Origin of the sequence: Sneathiella litorea (assembly GCF_009882915.1) — a bacterium.
GTDB classification, from domain to species: domain Bacteria; phylum Pseudomonadota; class Alphaproteobacteria; order Sneathiellales; family Sneathiellaceae; genus Sneathiella; species Sneathiella litorea.
Genome location: NZ_WTUW01000002.1, coordinates 1507236 through 1523126 on the forward strand (window position 1 = coordinate 1507236; position 15891 = coordinate 1523126).

Sequence of the window (15891 nt, forward strand, 5' to 3'; positions counted from 1 at the left end):
CTCCGCTGGCAATTGCATGCGAGGACCCTGCCGACATTCTCTCCCGCTTTTTCCGAGAAGGATAAACAGGTGCAATTCTCTAATGCACCATGAGTTTACCCCTTGCAATTCTTTTGAGTATTAAATAGCTTCCGCCAAGAGCCATTTTCTCTCAACACTCCACTTTCAGAAAAATACGAACATGAAGACAGGTATGCTCCGAACTGCGGCGATACTAGGCCTGCTCGCGGCGATTGGTCCGTTTGCCGTGGATATGTATTTGCCCGCCTTTCCCGCGATTGAAAAGGGCCTTGGAACCAGCGTCTCCTCGGCGCAGATGACGCTAACGGTGTATTTCATAGCTTTTGGTATTGCGCAGCTTTTTTATGGCCCCTTTTCCGATCAGGTCGGAAGGAAGCCGCCGCTTTATCTTGGCCTAGCCATATTTGCGATAGGGACTATCGGCTGCGCGTTATCTCCGACCATAGAATGGCTGCTTGTTTCGCGTTTCATACAGGGAATTGGTGGCGCCGTGGTTATGGTGGTGCCACGCGCGATCATCCGTGACATGTATACCGGTCCGCAGGCAACCCGCCTTATGGCAATGGTGATGTTGGTAATCAGCGTATCTCCAATGCTCGCGCCATTAGCCGGAAGCTGGCTCATACTTATAGCGGATTGGCGCGCAATTTTCTGGGTTCTCTTTGCAGCAGCTTTAATAGGCATTGTGATAACCGGCTATATGCAGCCCGAAACGCTGGAAAAGCACCACAGAGTGCCGGTTAATGTCCGCACTCTGTTTCGCGGGTGCCGAATTCTACTTACAGACCCTACGTTCATGGGAGTGACTTTTATCGGTGGCTTTGGAATGGCAAGTTTCTTTGTTTTCGTCGCCAACGCCTCATTCATCTATACCGGTCAGTTTGGACTATCCGCGACGCAGTTCAGTCTTGCATTTGCCGTGAATGCAATTGGCTTTTTCGCAACGTCACAGCTTGCCGCTGGATTGGGTGAAAAATTTGGCATGGAACGCGTTGTTTCATTGGCAGTATTGGGTTTCGCGGGATTTTCATTATTGCTGGTCGCCCTTACCTATGCAGGGTTTGGGTCCCTTTTAGTGACAATCAGCTTTCTTTTTCTCGCCAATGCCTGCCTCGGTTTCGTCATTCCGACGACAATGGTAATCGCTCTGGATAACCATGGAGACATTGCCGGCCTTGCATCCTCTTTGGGGGGCACATTGCAAATGTTGGCTGGGGGGCTCTTCATCGTTGTGATGGGCCCGTTTTTTGATGGAACGACCTTCCCGATGGTGGTCGCAATCGCGCTATGCGCAATCGCTTCGACCATCCTCACCTGGCGTATTCTACCAAATACCAAGTCGACCCAAGGCGAGCGAACCTAAGCTAATTTCTCTGGTAGCGCGAAGGCATAACCAAGGTTATGCCTTCGTCGGGTAAATTTACTGATTACACGCGTTCGAAGATCGCGGCCAATCCTTGTCCACCGCCGATGCACATCGTTTCCAGACCATAACGGGCATTCCGGTGTTCCATCTCCCGAAGTAACGTGGCAAGAATACGTCCGCCTGTCGCGCCAACCGGATGGCCAAGGGAAATACCCGACCCGTTTACGTTCATTCGGTCGAAATCAGATTTTTCGAACTTCCAGTCGCGGGTACATGCCAGTACCTGCGCGGCAAAGGCTTCATTGAGTTCGATCAGGTCTAAATCTTTAAGACTGAGCCCGGCACGTTCCAGCGCTTTCGCCGTCGCGGGGACAGGGCCAATTCCCATGATCTCTGGTCCGACACCAGCTACGCCCCAGCTTACAAGGCTGCCATAGGGTTTAAGGCCAAGCTCATCGGCAATGGCACGAGTTGTCACGACACAGGCCGACGCGCCATCGTTCTGGCCGCTGGCATTACCAGCTGTAACGGTCGACTCCGGATCCTGCTTGAGGAGGATGGGCCTCAATTTAGCAAGGCCTTCCTCATTGGCTTCTGGTCTCGGATGCTCGTCCTTGTCATAGGTGGTGTCTCCTTTACGGCCACGCACAGTCACAGGAATGATTTCATCATCGAAACGGCCGGCCTCTTGCGCTGCGACAGCTCGGCGATGAGATTCCACGGCGAAACTATCCTGCTCATCGCGTGGAACAGAGTGACTTTTACGGAGATTTTCGGCTGTTTCCAGCATGCCGCCGGGAACAGGGAAATTAATACCGCCGGCGGTCACCCGACCCCGGGCAAGCGCGTCATGAAATGCCAGCGATGTGCCCTTGATGCCCCAACGTCCGGCCGTTGAATAGAAGGGGGCGTTCGACATGGACTCGGCACCGCCTGCGATAACGACTGAGGACCCGCCTGTTGCCACCTGCATGACAGCGTTGATAATGGCCTGCAAACCAGAGCCGCAGCGACGGTCCAGCTGATACCCACCAATGGTTATGGGAAGGCCGGCATCTAGCCCAACGACACGACCAAGTGCTGGCGCGTCCATTGACGGATAGCATTGGGCAAAAATGACATCTTCCACCCGATCTTTGAGACCATCGCAACGACCAAGCAACCCCTCAATAACAGTCCGTCCCAGTTCATGGGCATGCAGATCCTTGAATTGTCCGCCGAAGCGGCCTACCGGTGTCCTTACGGGTTCACAAATCACAACATCTTTCAGCATTAATTCTTATCCTTTTTTTACTGAGGGGGTATTTTTCTCAGAGGCCACTGGGCATTTGTCCTTGGCCACCTATAAAAACTTCGCCTTTTCCATTTAAAATTTGAATGTAGTCAATACCGATATATGGCACTCTCGGCAAGTGTCGAGGTAACAACATTTCGGATGGGCCGATTGTTAAGCGGCATGATGACGACAATGATGTTATATCTTAAAATACGGTTGATTCATTTTTTTAATAAAATGCAATCGAGACGATGTTATTTTTGAGATCAGGAGCAACGGTATATGGATGATCTATCCCCCCTCCCCCCGGCTATTTTGACAGTCGCACCTAACGGAGCGAGAAAAAGCAAGCAAGATCATCCAATGCTTCCAATCACGCCATCTGAACTGGCGGATGAGGCCGATGCATGTGTTCAAGAGGGAGCCGCCATGATCCATCTTCATGTACGCAACGATCAGGGCGGCCATTCTCTGGATGTTACAAAATACCGGGAAGCTATCGCCGCAATTCGTGACAAGGTGGGCGATGATATTGTTATTCAGGCCACGACCGAAGCTGTCGGCATCTATACACCGGAACAACAGATGGATATGGTTCTCGAGTTACAGCCTGACGCGGCTTCTCTTGCAATCAAGGAGTTGGTGCCAGAAGGCCAGGAGGCAGGGGCGAAAGCGTTTTTTAATGAAATGAAGACGCTTAAAGTCATGCCGCAATTCATCCTTTACTCTCCAGAAGATGTAAAGAGATTTGAAATGCTGATAGCGGAAGGTATTATTCCGTTCAAAAATCCTTTTCTGATACTGGTCTTGGGGCGCTATACATCGAACCAGCAATCACATCCGCGCGATGTGCTCCCGTTTCTGTCGGCTCTCAAGCTGGAGAGGATCTGGGCTGTATGTGCGTTTGGTCCGCTGGAACATGCCGCAGCAAGCACTGCGCTTGCCATGGGCGGGCATGTTAGGGTTGGCTTTGAGAACAATATATTTTTGAAATCCGGGGAGCGGGCTGGCCGAAATGCTGATCTCGTCCGCCAGCTTCGAGAGGTTGCCGACGCAATTGGCCGCCCTATCGCGACAGCAGAGGATATCCGAAAAACATTTACCGATTAGAAAGCGAACGGCCCCTAGTCACCGCCTTTGAGCTGATTTCATAGAGATACTGTCAGCCATCATTCGGAATGATAAAATATGAATAATTCAGGAAACCAAGACCTGAAGATTATCTGAATGAAGACAAAACTACCCATTCAAGTATCTGTTATTCGCCTTCTGCGCAGGCTTGTAAAGCCGCAATCTTTATTATACCATCAAACCAGAATGTAGTGTTGTCGGGCAACTCGATAAGAATGAAACGATAAAAATATAGCCCTAAGCATTTGTACGATAACACTTATTTCTGAAGACAATAGTTGCGGCAAGATAACAAGAACGACTGTTTCAACAGGGCAGTACAAACGCACAACGGGAGGAATATAATGACAAAAGATAAGAATCTTATTAGTCGACGTGGCGCATTGGCTGGCGGTGCGGCCGCTTTGGCAGCCCCTGCCTTTATTGGCAAGGCTGCCGCTGCAGAGAAGGTAACATGGAAGGTACAATCACACTGGCCAAAGGCATCTTCTTCATTTGGCGATAGCCTTGCCCTCATTGCCGAAGAGCTTAAGGCTAATACAGACGGGCAGTTTGAGCTCCAACTCTTTGGCGCGGGTGAGTTCGCGAAAGGTGGCGAAATTTTCAATATCGTACGCAAGGGCGTTGTTGAAATGGGCACCATCTCCCCGGGCTATATTCTAGGCGAAGCGCCAACGGCCGGACTGGCTCTCGGTGTTCCAGGTACATTCCGTGAACCATGGGAGTTTGCCCACTATCTCAAGAATATGGGTTTTGAGGAAATGTTCAACGAGGACCTCGCGGTTCACGGTGTTGTCAGCAGGGCAGAAAAAGTCTACCCGACGGAACTGGTTATCTCAAAACCAATAAGTTCAATTGAGGATTTTTCCACGTTGAAGCTGCGCTCTTCCGGCAGCTATCAGAAATTCCTTGAAGCTGCAGGAGCCTCCACTCAGAGTGTTGCTGGCCCGGAACTTTATTCCAGCCTGGCAAGTGGTGTGGTTGATGGCGCTCACTGGGGTGCTGCACAGGGTGCAATGTCGATGAGCCTTTGGGAAGTCGCCAAGTTCCACATGAAGCCAACTCTGGGACTGGCCATTGATACCTTGATCATGAACCAGCAGGCTGTCGATAACCTGTCCCCTGATCTTCGAAAAGAGTTTTTCACTCTTCTCGATATGCGTTTCTGGAAGCGGACGACAGAGTATCAGTACAAAGAAAAGCTGGCACTTTCAAAAGGCTTGGCAGAGCAAAACATCACTGTCGCCGAATTTCCGGCGGACGTGCAGAAAAAGTTCGCTGAAGCATCATCGGCAATCCTGGCTGAAGAAAGCGCCAAAGGCGGGAACGCCACGAAGGGAACCGAAATGCTTACAAGTTTCCTCAAGGGAATGGGCTACATCTAAGGCCCGTTTGTTCTGTTAAGAATCTCAGCACAAGCTGTTATTTCCACATTCCGGAATCCTTTGCAATTATCTGCAAGGGATTCCGACAGGATGGAAGTGAACACGACTTTTCATCAATTAGTCGCGCTTGTTCCGATGCCTGAAAACATGACTTTAGCCAGCTTCAATTGGAGAAAATTATGGCTGCCTTAACCACCTTCGCACGTACAATAACAAATACAAATGTCTGGATAGGACGGCTAGCTAGCTATGCCGTCCTTATTCTTTTCGTGCTTCTCATGAGCGACGTAGTCATGCGTTATATTACGCAAAGCCCTATATCCTGGTCCTCATTAGCATCAAAAATGATCTTCGGTGTCTATGCAATCATCGGCGGTGGCTATCTGTTAGCCAGAAGGGACCACGTCAATGTCGATTTATTCTACGGTCATTTCTCGGCGCGAAAAAAAGCACTGACAGATATTGCAACTTCCTTCCTTTTCTTTCTTTTCCTTGGTGTTCTTTTAAGTGAGAGTTATTCGATGGCGTATGACAGCATTTCTCGTCTTGAAGTCAGCTACGAAACGACCTGGCGACCGGCAATCTGGCCCTCTAAATCAATGATCTTCGTTTCCGCACTCCTACTACTGCTGCAGGGAATAGTGAAGCTAATAGCTGACATAATGATCCTTTGCGGCATAGAGGTAGATGAGAACGCCTATGGTCCAGTAGTTGATGACGAGACACACGAGAAGGAGTCCGTTTAATGTTTGAACTACTAAACATCGAAATCCTTACGCTCCTTTTCTTTGGCCTCTTGTTTTTGTTTATCATGCTGGGCGTGCCTTTGGCATTCGTCCTCGGTGGCCTGTCGGTTATCTTTCTCTATTTTGAACAAGGTCCAATAGCTTTTTACCTGATAGCCTCGAAAATGTGGGACTTGATGGAAACATCATCACTCATTGCAATCCCGCTTTATGTCTTCATGGCCATGCTATTAGAGCGAAGCGGGGTTGCCCATGACCTTTACCGAATGATGCATTTATGGTGGGGCGGCGTCCGCGGTGGCCTTGCCATTGGAACTGTCGGCATCTGTACGATTTTCGCCGCCATGTCGGGTATATCGGGCGCTGCGGTTGTGACAATGGGGACAATCGCTTTGCCCCAAATGCTGAGCCGAGGATACGACAAGCAACTCGCCTTGGGTGCAATTAATGCCGGGGGTGGCTGGGGAATTTTGATCCCGCCATCTATCCTGATGGTGCTCTATGCGCTCATTACAGAAGTCTCGGTCGGCAAGTTGTTTGCCGCGGGCGTATTCCCCGGCTTGCTTCTGTTCGCATTGGTATCGATTTACATTGGCGTAAGGTGCTGGTTTCAGCCACATCTTGGGCCTGCACTTCCCAAGGAAGAACGGGCAAGTTGGGGTGAAAAGATCGGGGCATTGAAGTCCGTCTTCTTACCAATTTTCATCATTGTTATTGTTCTAGGCGCAATATTCGGGGGTTACGCTACGGTCACTGAGGCCGCCGCAGTTGGCGTTTTCGGAGCACTGGTTGCCAGCGCGATAAATCGGAAATTGACATGGAAAGTTATTTCCCAGTCTTCGCTTCGCACGTTCCGACTAACGACCATTATCACCTGGATTGTTTTCGCGGCGCATGCCTACTCAATGGCTTATACCGCGATGGGCGCAGAGGAATTCATCACACATATTACGCAGCAGATCCCAGGCGGCAAATGGGGGGCACTTGGTTTCATGATGTTTGTCCTCTTTATTCTGGGTATGGTTCTCGACCCTGTTGGCATCATGTTGATTACTTTACCGGTGTTCCTGCCATTGGTCGCAAGCCACGGTTTTGACCCGGTCTGGTTCGGCATTCTGTTCGTCGTCATGATGGAAATCAGTTATATGACGCCGCCCTTTGGGTTCAACCTTTTCTACCTCCGGTCTGTTGCTCCACCAGACGTGACAATGAAAGATATATATTGGTCAGTTGGCCCCTATACCGTGGTGGAGTTGGCAGGGCTCTTCCTGATCGTTCTGTTCCCGGCAATCGCGCTGTGGCTACCGAACTACTTGTTCCAGTAAGGCTTGGGTAAGGCTCCCGAGAATATATTACGACCCCGTTGCGCGGACCAAACATCCGCGCAACGTTTTTTTTCAATGTACATACTAAGATTAAATCAATCACGTATTACAAGTCATCTGTTCCGAAGGTGTCACACTTACTGACATTCCCGTTTTCAAAACCCACCATAAACCATCTTACACGTTGCTTTGATGAACCATGGGTAAAGGAATCCGGCACCACCATACCAGTTGCCCGCTTCTGAAGCCGGTCATCACCGATAGCTGTAGCAGCATTGAGGGCTTCCTCAATATCTCCGGCCTCAAGAATATTACGGGACCGATCCGCATTATAAGCCCAAACCCCGGCTAAACAGTCAGCCTGCAGCTCAAGCCGGACCGATAACTTATTTCCTTCTACATCGCTCAAGTGGCTTCTTTGCTCATTCACTTTTTGGGAAATGCCGAGCAATGTCTGAACATGGTGCCCAACTTCATGGGCAATTACATAAGCTTGTGCAAAATCCCCAGGCGCATCAAATCGACTACGCAGCTCCTCAAAGAAAGTAAGGTCCAGATAAACCTTTTGATCTCCTGGACAGTAAAAGGGGCCCATTGCAGATTGAGCATAGCCGCAAGCAGATTGAACTGATCCGGAAAACAACACCAATGTCGGCTCGCGATAGTGTTTATTAGCATTCTCGAACAGGACCTGCCACGTGTCTTCCGTGTCCGCAAGTACGACAGAGACAAATTGGGTGAGTTCATCATCCACCGTTGTGCGAATGGGTCCAGATTGCGTCGATGATTGCATGCCGCCCTGTTGCGAACCACCTTGCAAAAGGATGGTCGGATCAATTCCAAGGAAAAGTGAAATACCAACAATAGCAAGGATGCCGACTATCCCCAGTTTGCCACCCCGCCCACTCGGCAAACGAATGGGGAGACCTCGTCTTCGACCTAGCCGCCGCGGGCGTCCCTGCCCTCGGCGATCTTCGATATTGTCGCTACGCCGTCCTCCGCGCCACCGCATAGTACTATCCTTCGTTATTTAAGATTGCCCAAAATAACGTGTATACAGGACCGATCAGTTCCTGAGCAGGCCTGCGATTAGCACATGATAATGTCATGATCCAAAGATGATGTCATCCAAGGATACTTTTCGACGGTCAGGCTATCCCTGATAGCACATAATTACACTTTGTATCCAAGAACGGTTGGTAGCCAAAGCGCAATTGACGGAAAAGCGATCACCAGACCGACAGAAAGGATCATGGCGAAGATGGGCCAGAAAACCCAACGCATCGTGGCTTCTATCGGTACATTCGCTATCTTCGCTGTTACCATCAAATTGACGGCGACCGGCGGAGTGAATTGACCTATTGCCACATTCATCGCCATCAGGACACCGAACCAGACCTGGTTCCAGCCAAGGGTCGCCATAATTGGCATAAGCAATGGCAGGGCAATCAAATAAATCGAAACCCCATCCAGCACCATCCCTGCCAGCAAAACAACGAACATAACCAAAATCAACACGACCATTGGTGAATCTGATATGGACAGGATATGCCCCGCTGCGGCATCAAAGGTTCCAAGTATCGATCCGGCAAAGGCAAAGATACCGGCCAACGATATAATAATCATTACCACGGCGGAGATTTGCGCGGACTCGGCCAGAACGTTATAGATGTCTCTCATTGACATGGAACGATGTAAGAACAGGCCCACGATCAGCCCGTATGAGACGGCAACTGCGGCTGCTTCGGTCGGTGTAAACAATCCGCTCCGTAAGCCGCCGAGAATAATGACCGGCGCGAATAGTCCGGGCAACGCTCTGACGAAACTTCTCCCAAGAGGAGGACGGCTCGCGCCCGAATCCGAGCCATATCCGTTCCGTCGGCTTATAATAAGCGCAGGGACCGCAACGGCCAGCCCAGCAAGCAACCCCGGAAAAAGCCCTGCGGCAAACAAGGCGCGCAAATCAACGCCCGGCACCATGATCGAATAAACAATCAATGCGATGGAAGGGGGGATCAGAATGGCGGTAGAAGCAGAAGCCGCAATAATACTTGCGGAAAATGCGCGTGGATACCCTTCCTTCATCATACTGGGGATCATGACAGTTGCAACGGCCGCTGCGTCTGCGGGACCTGAGCCGGACATTCCGCCCATGATAAGGCAAACAAGTATGGCAACAAGCGCAAGGCCACCCCGTCGCGGGCCGACAATTGCACGCGACAATTCCACCAGCCGCTCAGCAACTCCGGATCGCTCAAAAATCATGCCTGTCAGAATAAATAAGGGGATCGCGATGAGAGGATACTTGGCAATACTCGCGTATGTAATTGTGCTCATATTGGCGACGGCATCCATGTCGAGGCCGAAGAATATCGCAATGACGCCAGACAAGCCAAGAGCTACAGAAATAGGCGCGCCGGATATAAGAATAAGAAAAAACGATCCGAGGAGGATGACATGCGCGCTCATCTCTTTTTCCTCAAATCATTCCACTGCACCTGAAAAATCCTGAAGAGAACGGCCAACGACAACAGGGGCAACCACATCGTATAAATCCAGGTGGGATATCCTAGAGCTGGAGAGGTTTCTTCGAACAGATACTCGTCAATCGCCAGATCTGATCCATAATAGACAAGCATCACGAACAAGGAGACAGACGCCAGAAATGAAATTGTGTTCAATAGTGCCCGGCCGTTCCGGCCAAACCGATTGACAACAAAAGTGATGCATATATGGCCTTTATTGCTATAGGCCAGGCCTGCTCCGACAAACGTCACAATAACCAGAAGAAATACCGAATATTCTTCGGTAAAGGCAAAGGATACATTTGTCGCATATCGAACAACAACGTTCAAAATGCTAATTAGGCAAATCAATCCCATTGCCAGCGCCCCTATAGCCTCTTCTATTCGAAACGGATATTTTTCTTGTGGGCTATCTTCCGTATCGGCAGCAGTTTCTTGTTCCATAACTTTAGTACTTACCCGATTGAAGCCGGAGGTTCATTACCCGTTCTCTGGGTAACAATTCCTCCGGCTAAACCATAATCAAAGAAGTAGATTAGCGATTTGCTACGCTATCTTCTGCCTTTTTCACGAGGTCCTGACCAATGATCTCTGTCCATTTTTCGTAGACATCGCGGCTTGCCTCAACAAATTTCTGCCGCTCTTCATCTGTCAGATGCGTTACTGTCACGCCTAGGCTTTCGAGTTCCTTGTAAAGAGAATCATCTCCTTCAGTCAGACCTTTACGGGCAATCTCAATACCGTAGGCACCGGCATCAATTGCCGACTGGCGGAGAATTTCCTGATCTTCAGGTGTAAAGTCTTTCCAGACTCTATGGCTAACAGCAAAAATCAAGGGGTCCGCTACATAGCCCCAAGTGGTTACGTACATTTGACCAACCAGGTGCATTTTGGCGATCGTGAAAATCGTCAGTGGATTTTCCTGACCATCAACCGCACCTGTCGTCAACGCAGGCTTTGCGTCTGCCCAGCTCATTTGCGCAGGATTAGCCCCGAAGGCCGTGAACGTATCGTTAAACAAAGGAGAGCCAACAACCCGGATTTTCATACCTTCCAGATCGGCTGGCGACCGCACTTCCCTTTTGGAGTTTGTCAGTTCCCGAAATCCGTTTTCAGCCCAAGCGAGAGGCTCAACGCCTTTTGAGCGGACTATTTCAAAGATTTCTTCCCCGACAGGACCGCTGGTCAATGCATCCATCGCTTTGTAATCCGGAATAAGGAACGGCAACGCGAAGATATTCATTTCCGGAATTTGCGGTGACCAGTTAATGGTGGAACTAACTGACATGTCGATCGCACCTTTGCGTACCGCAGTGAATTCCTTGGTCTGCTCACCCGCCACAAGCTGAGTGCCCGGGTACGCCTTCATGTTGATCCTGCCGTCAGAACGTTCCCGTACGAGCTCGATCCATTTGTCCGCAGCAAGTCCCCATGGGAACGGTGCCGGCACCACAGTTGAGACCTTGTATTCAGATTTATAATCCGCCGCGAATGACGGCGAAATACTGGCGACGCCAATTAAGGCAGACGCAAGCAATGCATAAAGTTTCATTTTCTTATCCTTCCCTATTTTAATTAAACCGCGCTTTACGCCACGCGGTCTCCCTTTTTGACCTGTACGGTCCTATTATCCACCGCAGGAAGCATCCTTGCGGGGTCTCTTGTGACAACAACGTCTACGACACTTGGACGATCTTTCTCAGAAAAAGCACTTAGCAGTGCTGTTTCAAGCTGGTCTGGACTTTCAACGCGGACACCGTGACAACCCATAGCATTTGCCACGCTTGCATAATTAGTCTCTGAAAGCTCGGAAGATTGGTAGGCGCCTTCCCCATACATTAGATGTTGTAATGCCTTCACATACCCCGACGCGGCATTATTGACAACAATGATAGTTACCCCAAGCTTCATTCTACGGGCAGTTTCCAGTTCTCCAAGAACCATATTAAACCCACCATCGCCGGTAATCCCGACCACGATTGCTTCAGGTTCTGCCAACTGGACACCCATTGCGCCCGGTAATCCGTATCCGATCGATGCAAAACCACGATCCGGCACAAACGCCCGGCCCGCCTTTTTGGTATCAAACAGCAAGCCACCCCAATGCGCGGCAAATCCACCATCGGCGATAAGATAGCCATCTTCCGGCAACAGCTTGTTCAATTCGGTTATTAGCCGGGCCATATGCACCGGCGACTCCTCGGAATTGAGCCGTTCGGACACATCCTCCCGCCAGGCTTCCATCTTCTGCGGAATCTCTGCAACGTAGTCTTCCCGCATTTGCCGTTGCTCATCCGCACTATCTTTCAGCAGATCGTAAAGATCATTCAATCCGGATTTGGCGTCACCCCAGAGCTTCAGGGCTGGCTGATATGTTCGCCCCATTTCCTCTGCAACTATATCAAGATGGATAACGGGCCCATTGGCTTCCGGGATTGTATATCTTTTGGTGGCAATCTCGCCGAGCTTACATCCAACAACCAATAAGCAATCACTTTCCGCAATCAGATCGTTGGCGATACGATCGTACCGACCGAAGAGACCTGCACTTAGCGTATTGGAACAGGCGATTGCCCCTTTACCCGTCAGTGTATGGGCGACCGGTATGTTGCAGGCTTCTGCAAGTCGGGTTACCTCTTCTTGCGCACCAGAAATATGGATACCGCCGCCACAGAGGATCATTGGCCGTTTTGCCGTTGCAATCAGGGCCGCTGCTTTTGCCGCCATTTCCGCATCTGGGCGGCAGCGAAGGGCCGGCATCTTGGCATGTGCGCCATCAACCTCAAATTCTTCCGGCTCGAAATTATAGGTGCCATGCGCAATATCTTCTGGAACATTCACGACAACAGGTCCTGGGCGACCAGATGTGGCAATAGCAAAGGCGCGCCGGATTATTTCCGGAATACGGTGAATTGTCTCGATTTTAAGAAGTTCCTTGCAGGCCGGCCGCAGTATGGATACCTGATCCGTTTCCTGCGTCATATTCTTTCCTGCATGGTCGCGATGCGCGTCACCGATAATGGCTACCATAGGAGAGCCCGCGTTCAACGCCTCCACCAAACCGGTTACAAGGTTTGTTGCCCCCGGCCCCAGTGTTGCATCCACCAAACCAACACGGTTCGATACCTTTGCATAGGCATCTGCCGCGAATACCGCACAACGTTCATCGTTGATCAGATTGTGGTTAAGCCCCAAGCGTCTCGCCGCGTCATAGAAGGGTAGAAGCTGAAAGCCTCCCATACCAAACATCGGACCCGCTTCATGAGCCAGTAACATTCGGACCAGCGCTTCACCGCCTGTCATTTCATTATTTATCATTAATTTGCCTTTTCCAATGTTTCTTGTGCCGCCGTAACAATCATTTCAGAGGTAACGCGCAGCATGTCTTCCAGGTTTGGTGCGTAGGATACGAGCGAACGGGGGGCTCCGAGCCGCCGAACAGGGCCCTTAAGCGTATGGCCGGCTTTTTCGGCAACGGTGGCGACAATTTCCGCGCCAAAACCGCCGACAGCAACCGACTCATGTGCAACAACTAAATGGCCGGTCTTGGCAACACTTTGCAGCACGGCCTCCTTATCCCACGGCCACAGGCTGCGAAGGTCTATGACTTCTGCATTCACCCCCTGACCAGAGAGTGCTTCTGCAGCTTCAACCGCTAGGTTTGCTGTATTTGACCAACTGACGATGGTGACATCCGAACCTTCACGCCGTATCTTGGCTTTTCCAAATTCGTATTTTTTCGAGAAATCAACTTCACCCTCAATATCCCAGATGCCCTTATGTTCCAAATAGACAACTGGATCATCACAGGCAATTGCGGCCATTAGCATGGAATAATTATCCTGAGGCGTTCCTGGGCAGACCACTACCAGCCCTGGAATATGTGCGTACCAGCTTTCCAGGGACTGGGAATGTTGTGCGGCGGAGGAGCGCCATAGCCCCATTGGTTTTCGGATAACCATTGGCGCGCGCGACTGACCACCAAACATGAAGCGGGCTTTTGCAATCTGATTGACCAGTTCATCTGTCGCACAAAGCGCAAAATCTGAAAACCGCATTTCGACAATTGGTCGCGTACCAATCATAGCCGCGCCGAAGGCCGCGCCCATAATGGCCGCTTCTGAAATTGGCGCATCAGAAATTCGCTCCTCGCCAAACTCTTCGCGCAATCCTTTATACTGACCGAAAACACCGCCGCGCCCTAAGTCCTCGCCGACACACCAAACGGTCTGGTCTTCACGCATGGAATGCTGGACGGCGGCCAAGCTTGCGTCTCTATAACTTAACTTGGGCATTAATAAGCCTCCACCATGGGACTACCGATGTCCTGCACATCCTGGAACGCGGTCTCATTTGCCGGGAAAGGGGTATCTGTAGCTTTTTTAAGTACGTCTATCATTTCTTTTTGAGCATTCTCATGTAAGGACTGTATCTCGGCTTCCGACATACCCGCCGCCAGCAATATCGCGCGTTGGCGTTTTATCGGATCGTTCTTTTTCTCTTCTTCCGTTGCCTCATTTGCCGGACGATAGGTTGCCGGATCAAATGACGTGTGGCCGGTACGGCGGTAGGTTTTTGCATGAAGTAATTCAGGCGGACCGCCTGCACGCAACCGCGCGGCAATATCCGCCATCGTATCGGCAATCGCTTCAACATCGTTTCCGTCAACCGTTGTCGATTGCATCCCCAGGGAAACGGCCCGTGCGGCCGCGCCATCGCCCGCGGTCATAGACGACGTTCTGGTTGTTGCGGAATACTGGTTATCTTCGCAGATAAAAAGTATCGGAAGTTTAAAGACAACGGCCCAATTCATCCCTTCCAGAAAGGGTCCCCGGTTGATGGCGCCATCTCCAAAGATATCCACCACTATTCTATTATCGCCCAACAGCTTAATGGCATGGGCGGCGCCTGCCGCTATCGTGATATTGGCGCCGACAACGCCATTTGCGCCAAGCATACCCACATCGAAATCCGCGATATGCATCGATCCGCCCTTGCCGCCGCAACAACCGCCCTCCCGGCCGAGCAGTTCACGCATCATCGCAAGAGAGCTTGCGCCTTTGGCAAGCGTATGGCCATGGCCACGATGCGTTGAAAGCAGAATATCGTCCTTTAACAGATTATGCATGATACCGGCGGCAACCGCCTCCTGGCCGATGGACGGGTGAATAGCGCCAAGCACCAGCTTATCGCGTTCAGCCGCCAGACAGGCCTGCTCCTCAAAAGCCCGGATACGTTCCATCATTTCGAGCAATAACCGTCCGCGTTCAAAATTGTGACCGGCAGAAGTCATTTATTTTGTTCCTTTTCCATTGCGTTTAACCGATCGGCGAGCCGACGGGCCTCTCTTTTCAATCCTGGTAAAATAAGTTCTTCAATTCTTTCTTGCTTCATCCGCTCATCAATCGCGCCAATTGCAAGGGCCGCAACCAGACGGCCGCTGGCCGTTATAACAGGCACGCCAATTGCGCTCATACCACGAACAACCCCTCCCCTGTTGCGGGCATAACCGTTCACCTGGAAGAACTCATATTCAGAGGCAAGACTTTCTTCAGTTGCCCCATATTCAGCCAACCAGTTCTTATTAACCCGGCACACGGTAGCCCTTTGAGCTTCAGATAATGAGCAGAAAAGGGCAAGAGAACCGGCTCCTACTCCTAGAGGCCTGCGGTCACCCTTGTCCAAGGTAAGCGTGCGGATCGGAAATGCGCCCACCTTCCGATTTACGCAGATTGAAGATGCCCCTTCAGGGACTGACAGGAAGACGGTATCCTCCGACATCTCGGCCAGCCGCGCCATGCCACGCTCAGCAATTGCACTGACGTTTACCTGTTCCGCATTTCGGGCCATTTCGGCGAGTTTTGACCCCAGCCGGTAAATCCTGGTTGAAGGATCCTGAAAGACATAGTTCACCTCGCGCAATGACGCCAGCACACGAAATGTGGTTGTTTTGCTGAACTTCGACTGCGCAACAATTTCGGTTAGGTCGGCACCATCAGGCGCCAGAGAAAGCACATCCAACACGCGTGCCGCGCGAGCTATCGAACCTTTAGGCGCCAACAGGTTTGTCATACAGTCTCCCAATAATTCCGTTTATCGGAATTTTTTATCGCGTA

Annotated in this window: 14 protein-coding genes; 5 read left to right on the plus strand and 9 right to left on the minus strand. The window is 50.8% G+C overall.

Annotated features, from left to right (window positions below):
• Positions 1–181: 181 nt before the first annotated feature.
• A complete protein-coding gene (locus GQE98_RS13570; protein ID WP_202526290.1) occupies positions 182–1384 on the plus strand; it encodes a multidrug effflux MFS transporter in 1203 nt (400 codons plus the stop codon).
• 64 nt (positions 1385–1448) lie between these two features.
• Here GQE98_RS13570 and GQE98_RS13575 read toward each other — a convergent pair whose 3' ends face one another.
• Complete coding sequence (locus GQE98_RS13575) at positions 1449–2660, minus strand: acetyl-CoA C-acetyltransferase (protein WP_202526291.1); 1212 nt, start codon at positions 2658–2660, stop codon at positions 1449–1451.
• Positions 2661–2945: 285 nt separating this feature from the next.
• Here GQE98_RS13575 and GQE98_RS13580 point away from each other — a divergent pair, with 285 nt between their 5' ends.
• The 4 genes from GQE98_RS13580 to GQE98_RS13595 all read left to right on the plus strand — a co-directional run bounded on the left by GQE98_RS13580 (position 2946) and on the right by GQE98_RS13595 (position 7250).
• Positions 2946–3773 (plus strand): beta-keto acid cleavage family enzyme, encoded by an 828-nt coding sequence (locus tag GQE98_RS13580; RefSeq protein WP_161316145.1) that lies wholly within the window; start codon positions 2946–2948, stop codon positions 3771–3773.
• Between the two features lie 365 nt (positions 3774–4138).
• On the plus strand, positions 4139–5179 hold the full coding sequence (gene dctP, locus GQE98_RS13585; RefSeq protein WP_161316146.1) for a TRAP transporter substrate-binding protein DctP: 1041 nt from the start codon (positions 4139–4141) through the stop codon (positions 5177–5179).
• 179 nt (positions 5180–5358) lie between these two features.
• Positions 5359–5925: a TRAP transporter small permease subunit gene (locus GQE98_RS13590; protein ID WP_161316147.1), complete on the plus strand. Its 567-nt coding sequence runs from the start codon at positions 5359–5361 to the stop codon at positions 5923–5925.
• Positions 5925–7250, plus strand: a complete 1326-nt coding sequence (locus GQE98_RS13595; RefSeq protein ID WP_161316148.1) for a TRAP transporter large permease — start codon at positions 5925–5927, stop codon at positions 7248–7250. The genes GQE98_RS13590 and GQE98_RS13595 overlap by 1 nt, the downstream gene beginning before the upstream one ends.
• A gap of 106 nt (positions 7251–7356) precedes the next feature.
• On the opposite strand, the gene ypfJ is transcribed toward GQE98_RS13595, so the two are convergent.
• From ypfJ to GQE98_RS13635, 8 genes are all read right to left on the minus strand, one after another.
• Positions 7357–8262 carry a KPN_02809 family neutral zinc metallopeptidase gene (gene ypfJ, locus GQE98_RS13600; RefSeq protein ID WP_161316149.1) on the minus strand — a complete coding sequence of 302 codons (906 nt, stop codon included), beginning with the start codon at positions 8260–8262 and terminating at the stop codon, positions 7357–7359.
• 161 nt (positions 8263–8423) lie between these two features.
• A complete protein-coding gene (locus tag GQE98_RS13605) occupies positions 8424–9719 on the minus strand; it encodes a TRAP transporter large permease (protein WP_161316150.1) in 1296 nt (431 codons plus the stop codon).
• On the minus strand, positions 9716–10219 hold the full coding sequence (locus tag GQE98_RS13610; RefSeq protein WP_161316151.1) for a TRAP transporter small permease: 504 nt from the start codon (positions 10217–10219) through the stop codon (positions 9716–9718). The genes GQE98_RS13605 and GQE98_RS13610 overlap by 4 nt, the downstream gene beginning before the upstream one ends.
• Positions 10220–10310: 91 nt before the next feature.
• Positions 10311–11327 (minus strand): DctP family TRAP transporter solute-binding subunit, encoded by a 1017-nt coding sequence (locus GQE98_RS13615; protein ID WP_161316152.1) that lies wholly within the window; start codon positions 11325–11327, stop codon positions 10311–10313.
• Positions 11328–11362: 35 nt separating this feature from the next.
• Complete coding sequence (locus tag GQE98_RS13620) at positions 11363–13093, minus strand: thiamine pyrophosphate-binding protein (protein WP_161316153.1); 1731 nt, start codon at positions 13091–13093, stop codon at positions 11363–11365.
• On the minus strand, positions 13093–14070 hold the full coding sequence (locus tag GQE98_RS13625) for an alpha-ketoacid dehydrogenase subunit beta (protein WP_161316154.1): 978 nt from the start codon (positions 14068–14070) through the stop codon (positions 13093–13095). Before GQE98_RS13625 ends, GQE98_RS13620 begins: the two co-directional genes overlap by 1 nt.
• On the minus strand, positions 14070–15068 hold the full coding sequence (locus tag GQE98_RS13630) for a thiamine pyrophosphate-dependent dehydrogenase E1 component subunit alpha (RefSeq protein ID WP_202526292.1): 999 nt from the start codon (positions 15066–15068) through the stop codon (positions 14070–14072). The genes GQE98_RS13625 and GQE98_RS13630 overlap by 1 nt, the downstream gene beginning before the upstream one ends.
• Entirely contained in the window at positions 15065–15847 is a 783-nt protein-coding gene (locus GQE98_RS13635; protein ID WP_161316155.1) for an IclR family transcriptional regulator, read from the minus strand. The genes GQE98_RS13630 and GQE98_RS13635 overlap by 4 nt, the downstream gene beginning before the upstream one ends.
• Positions 15848–15891: the final 44 nt, after the last annotated feature.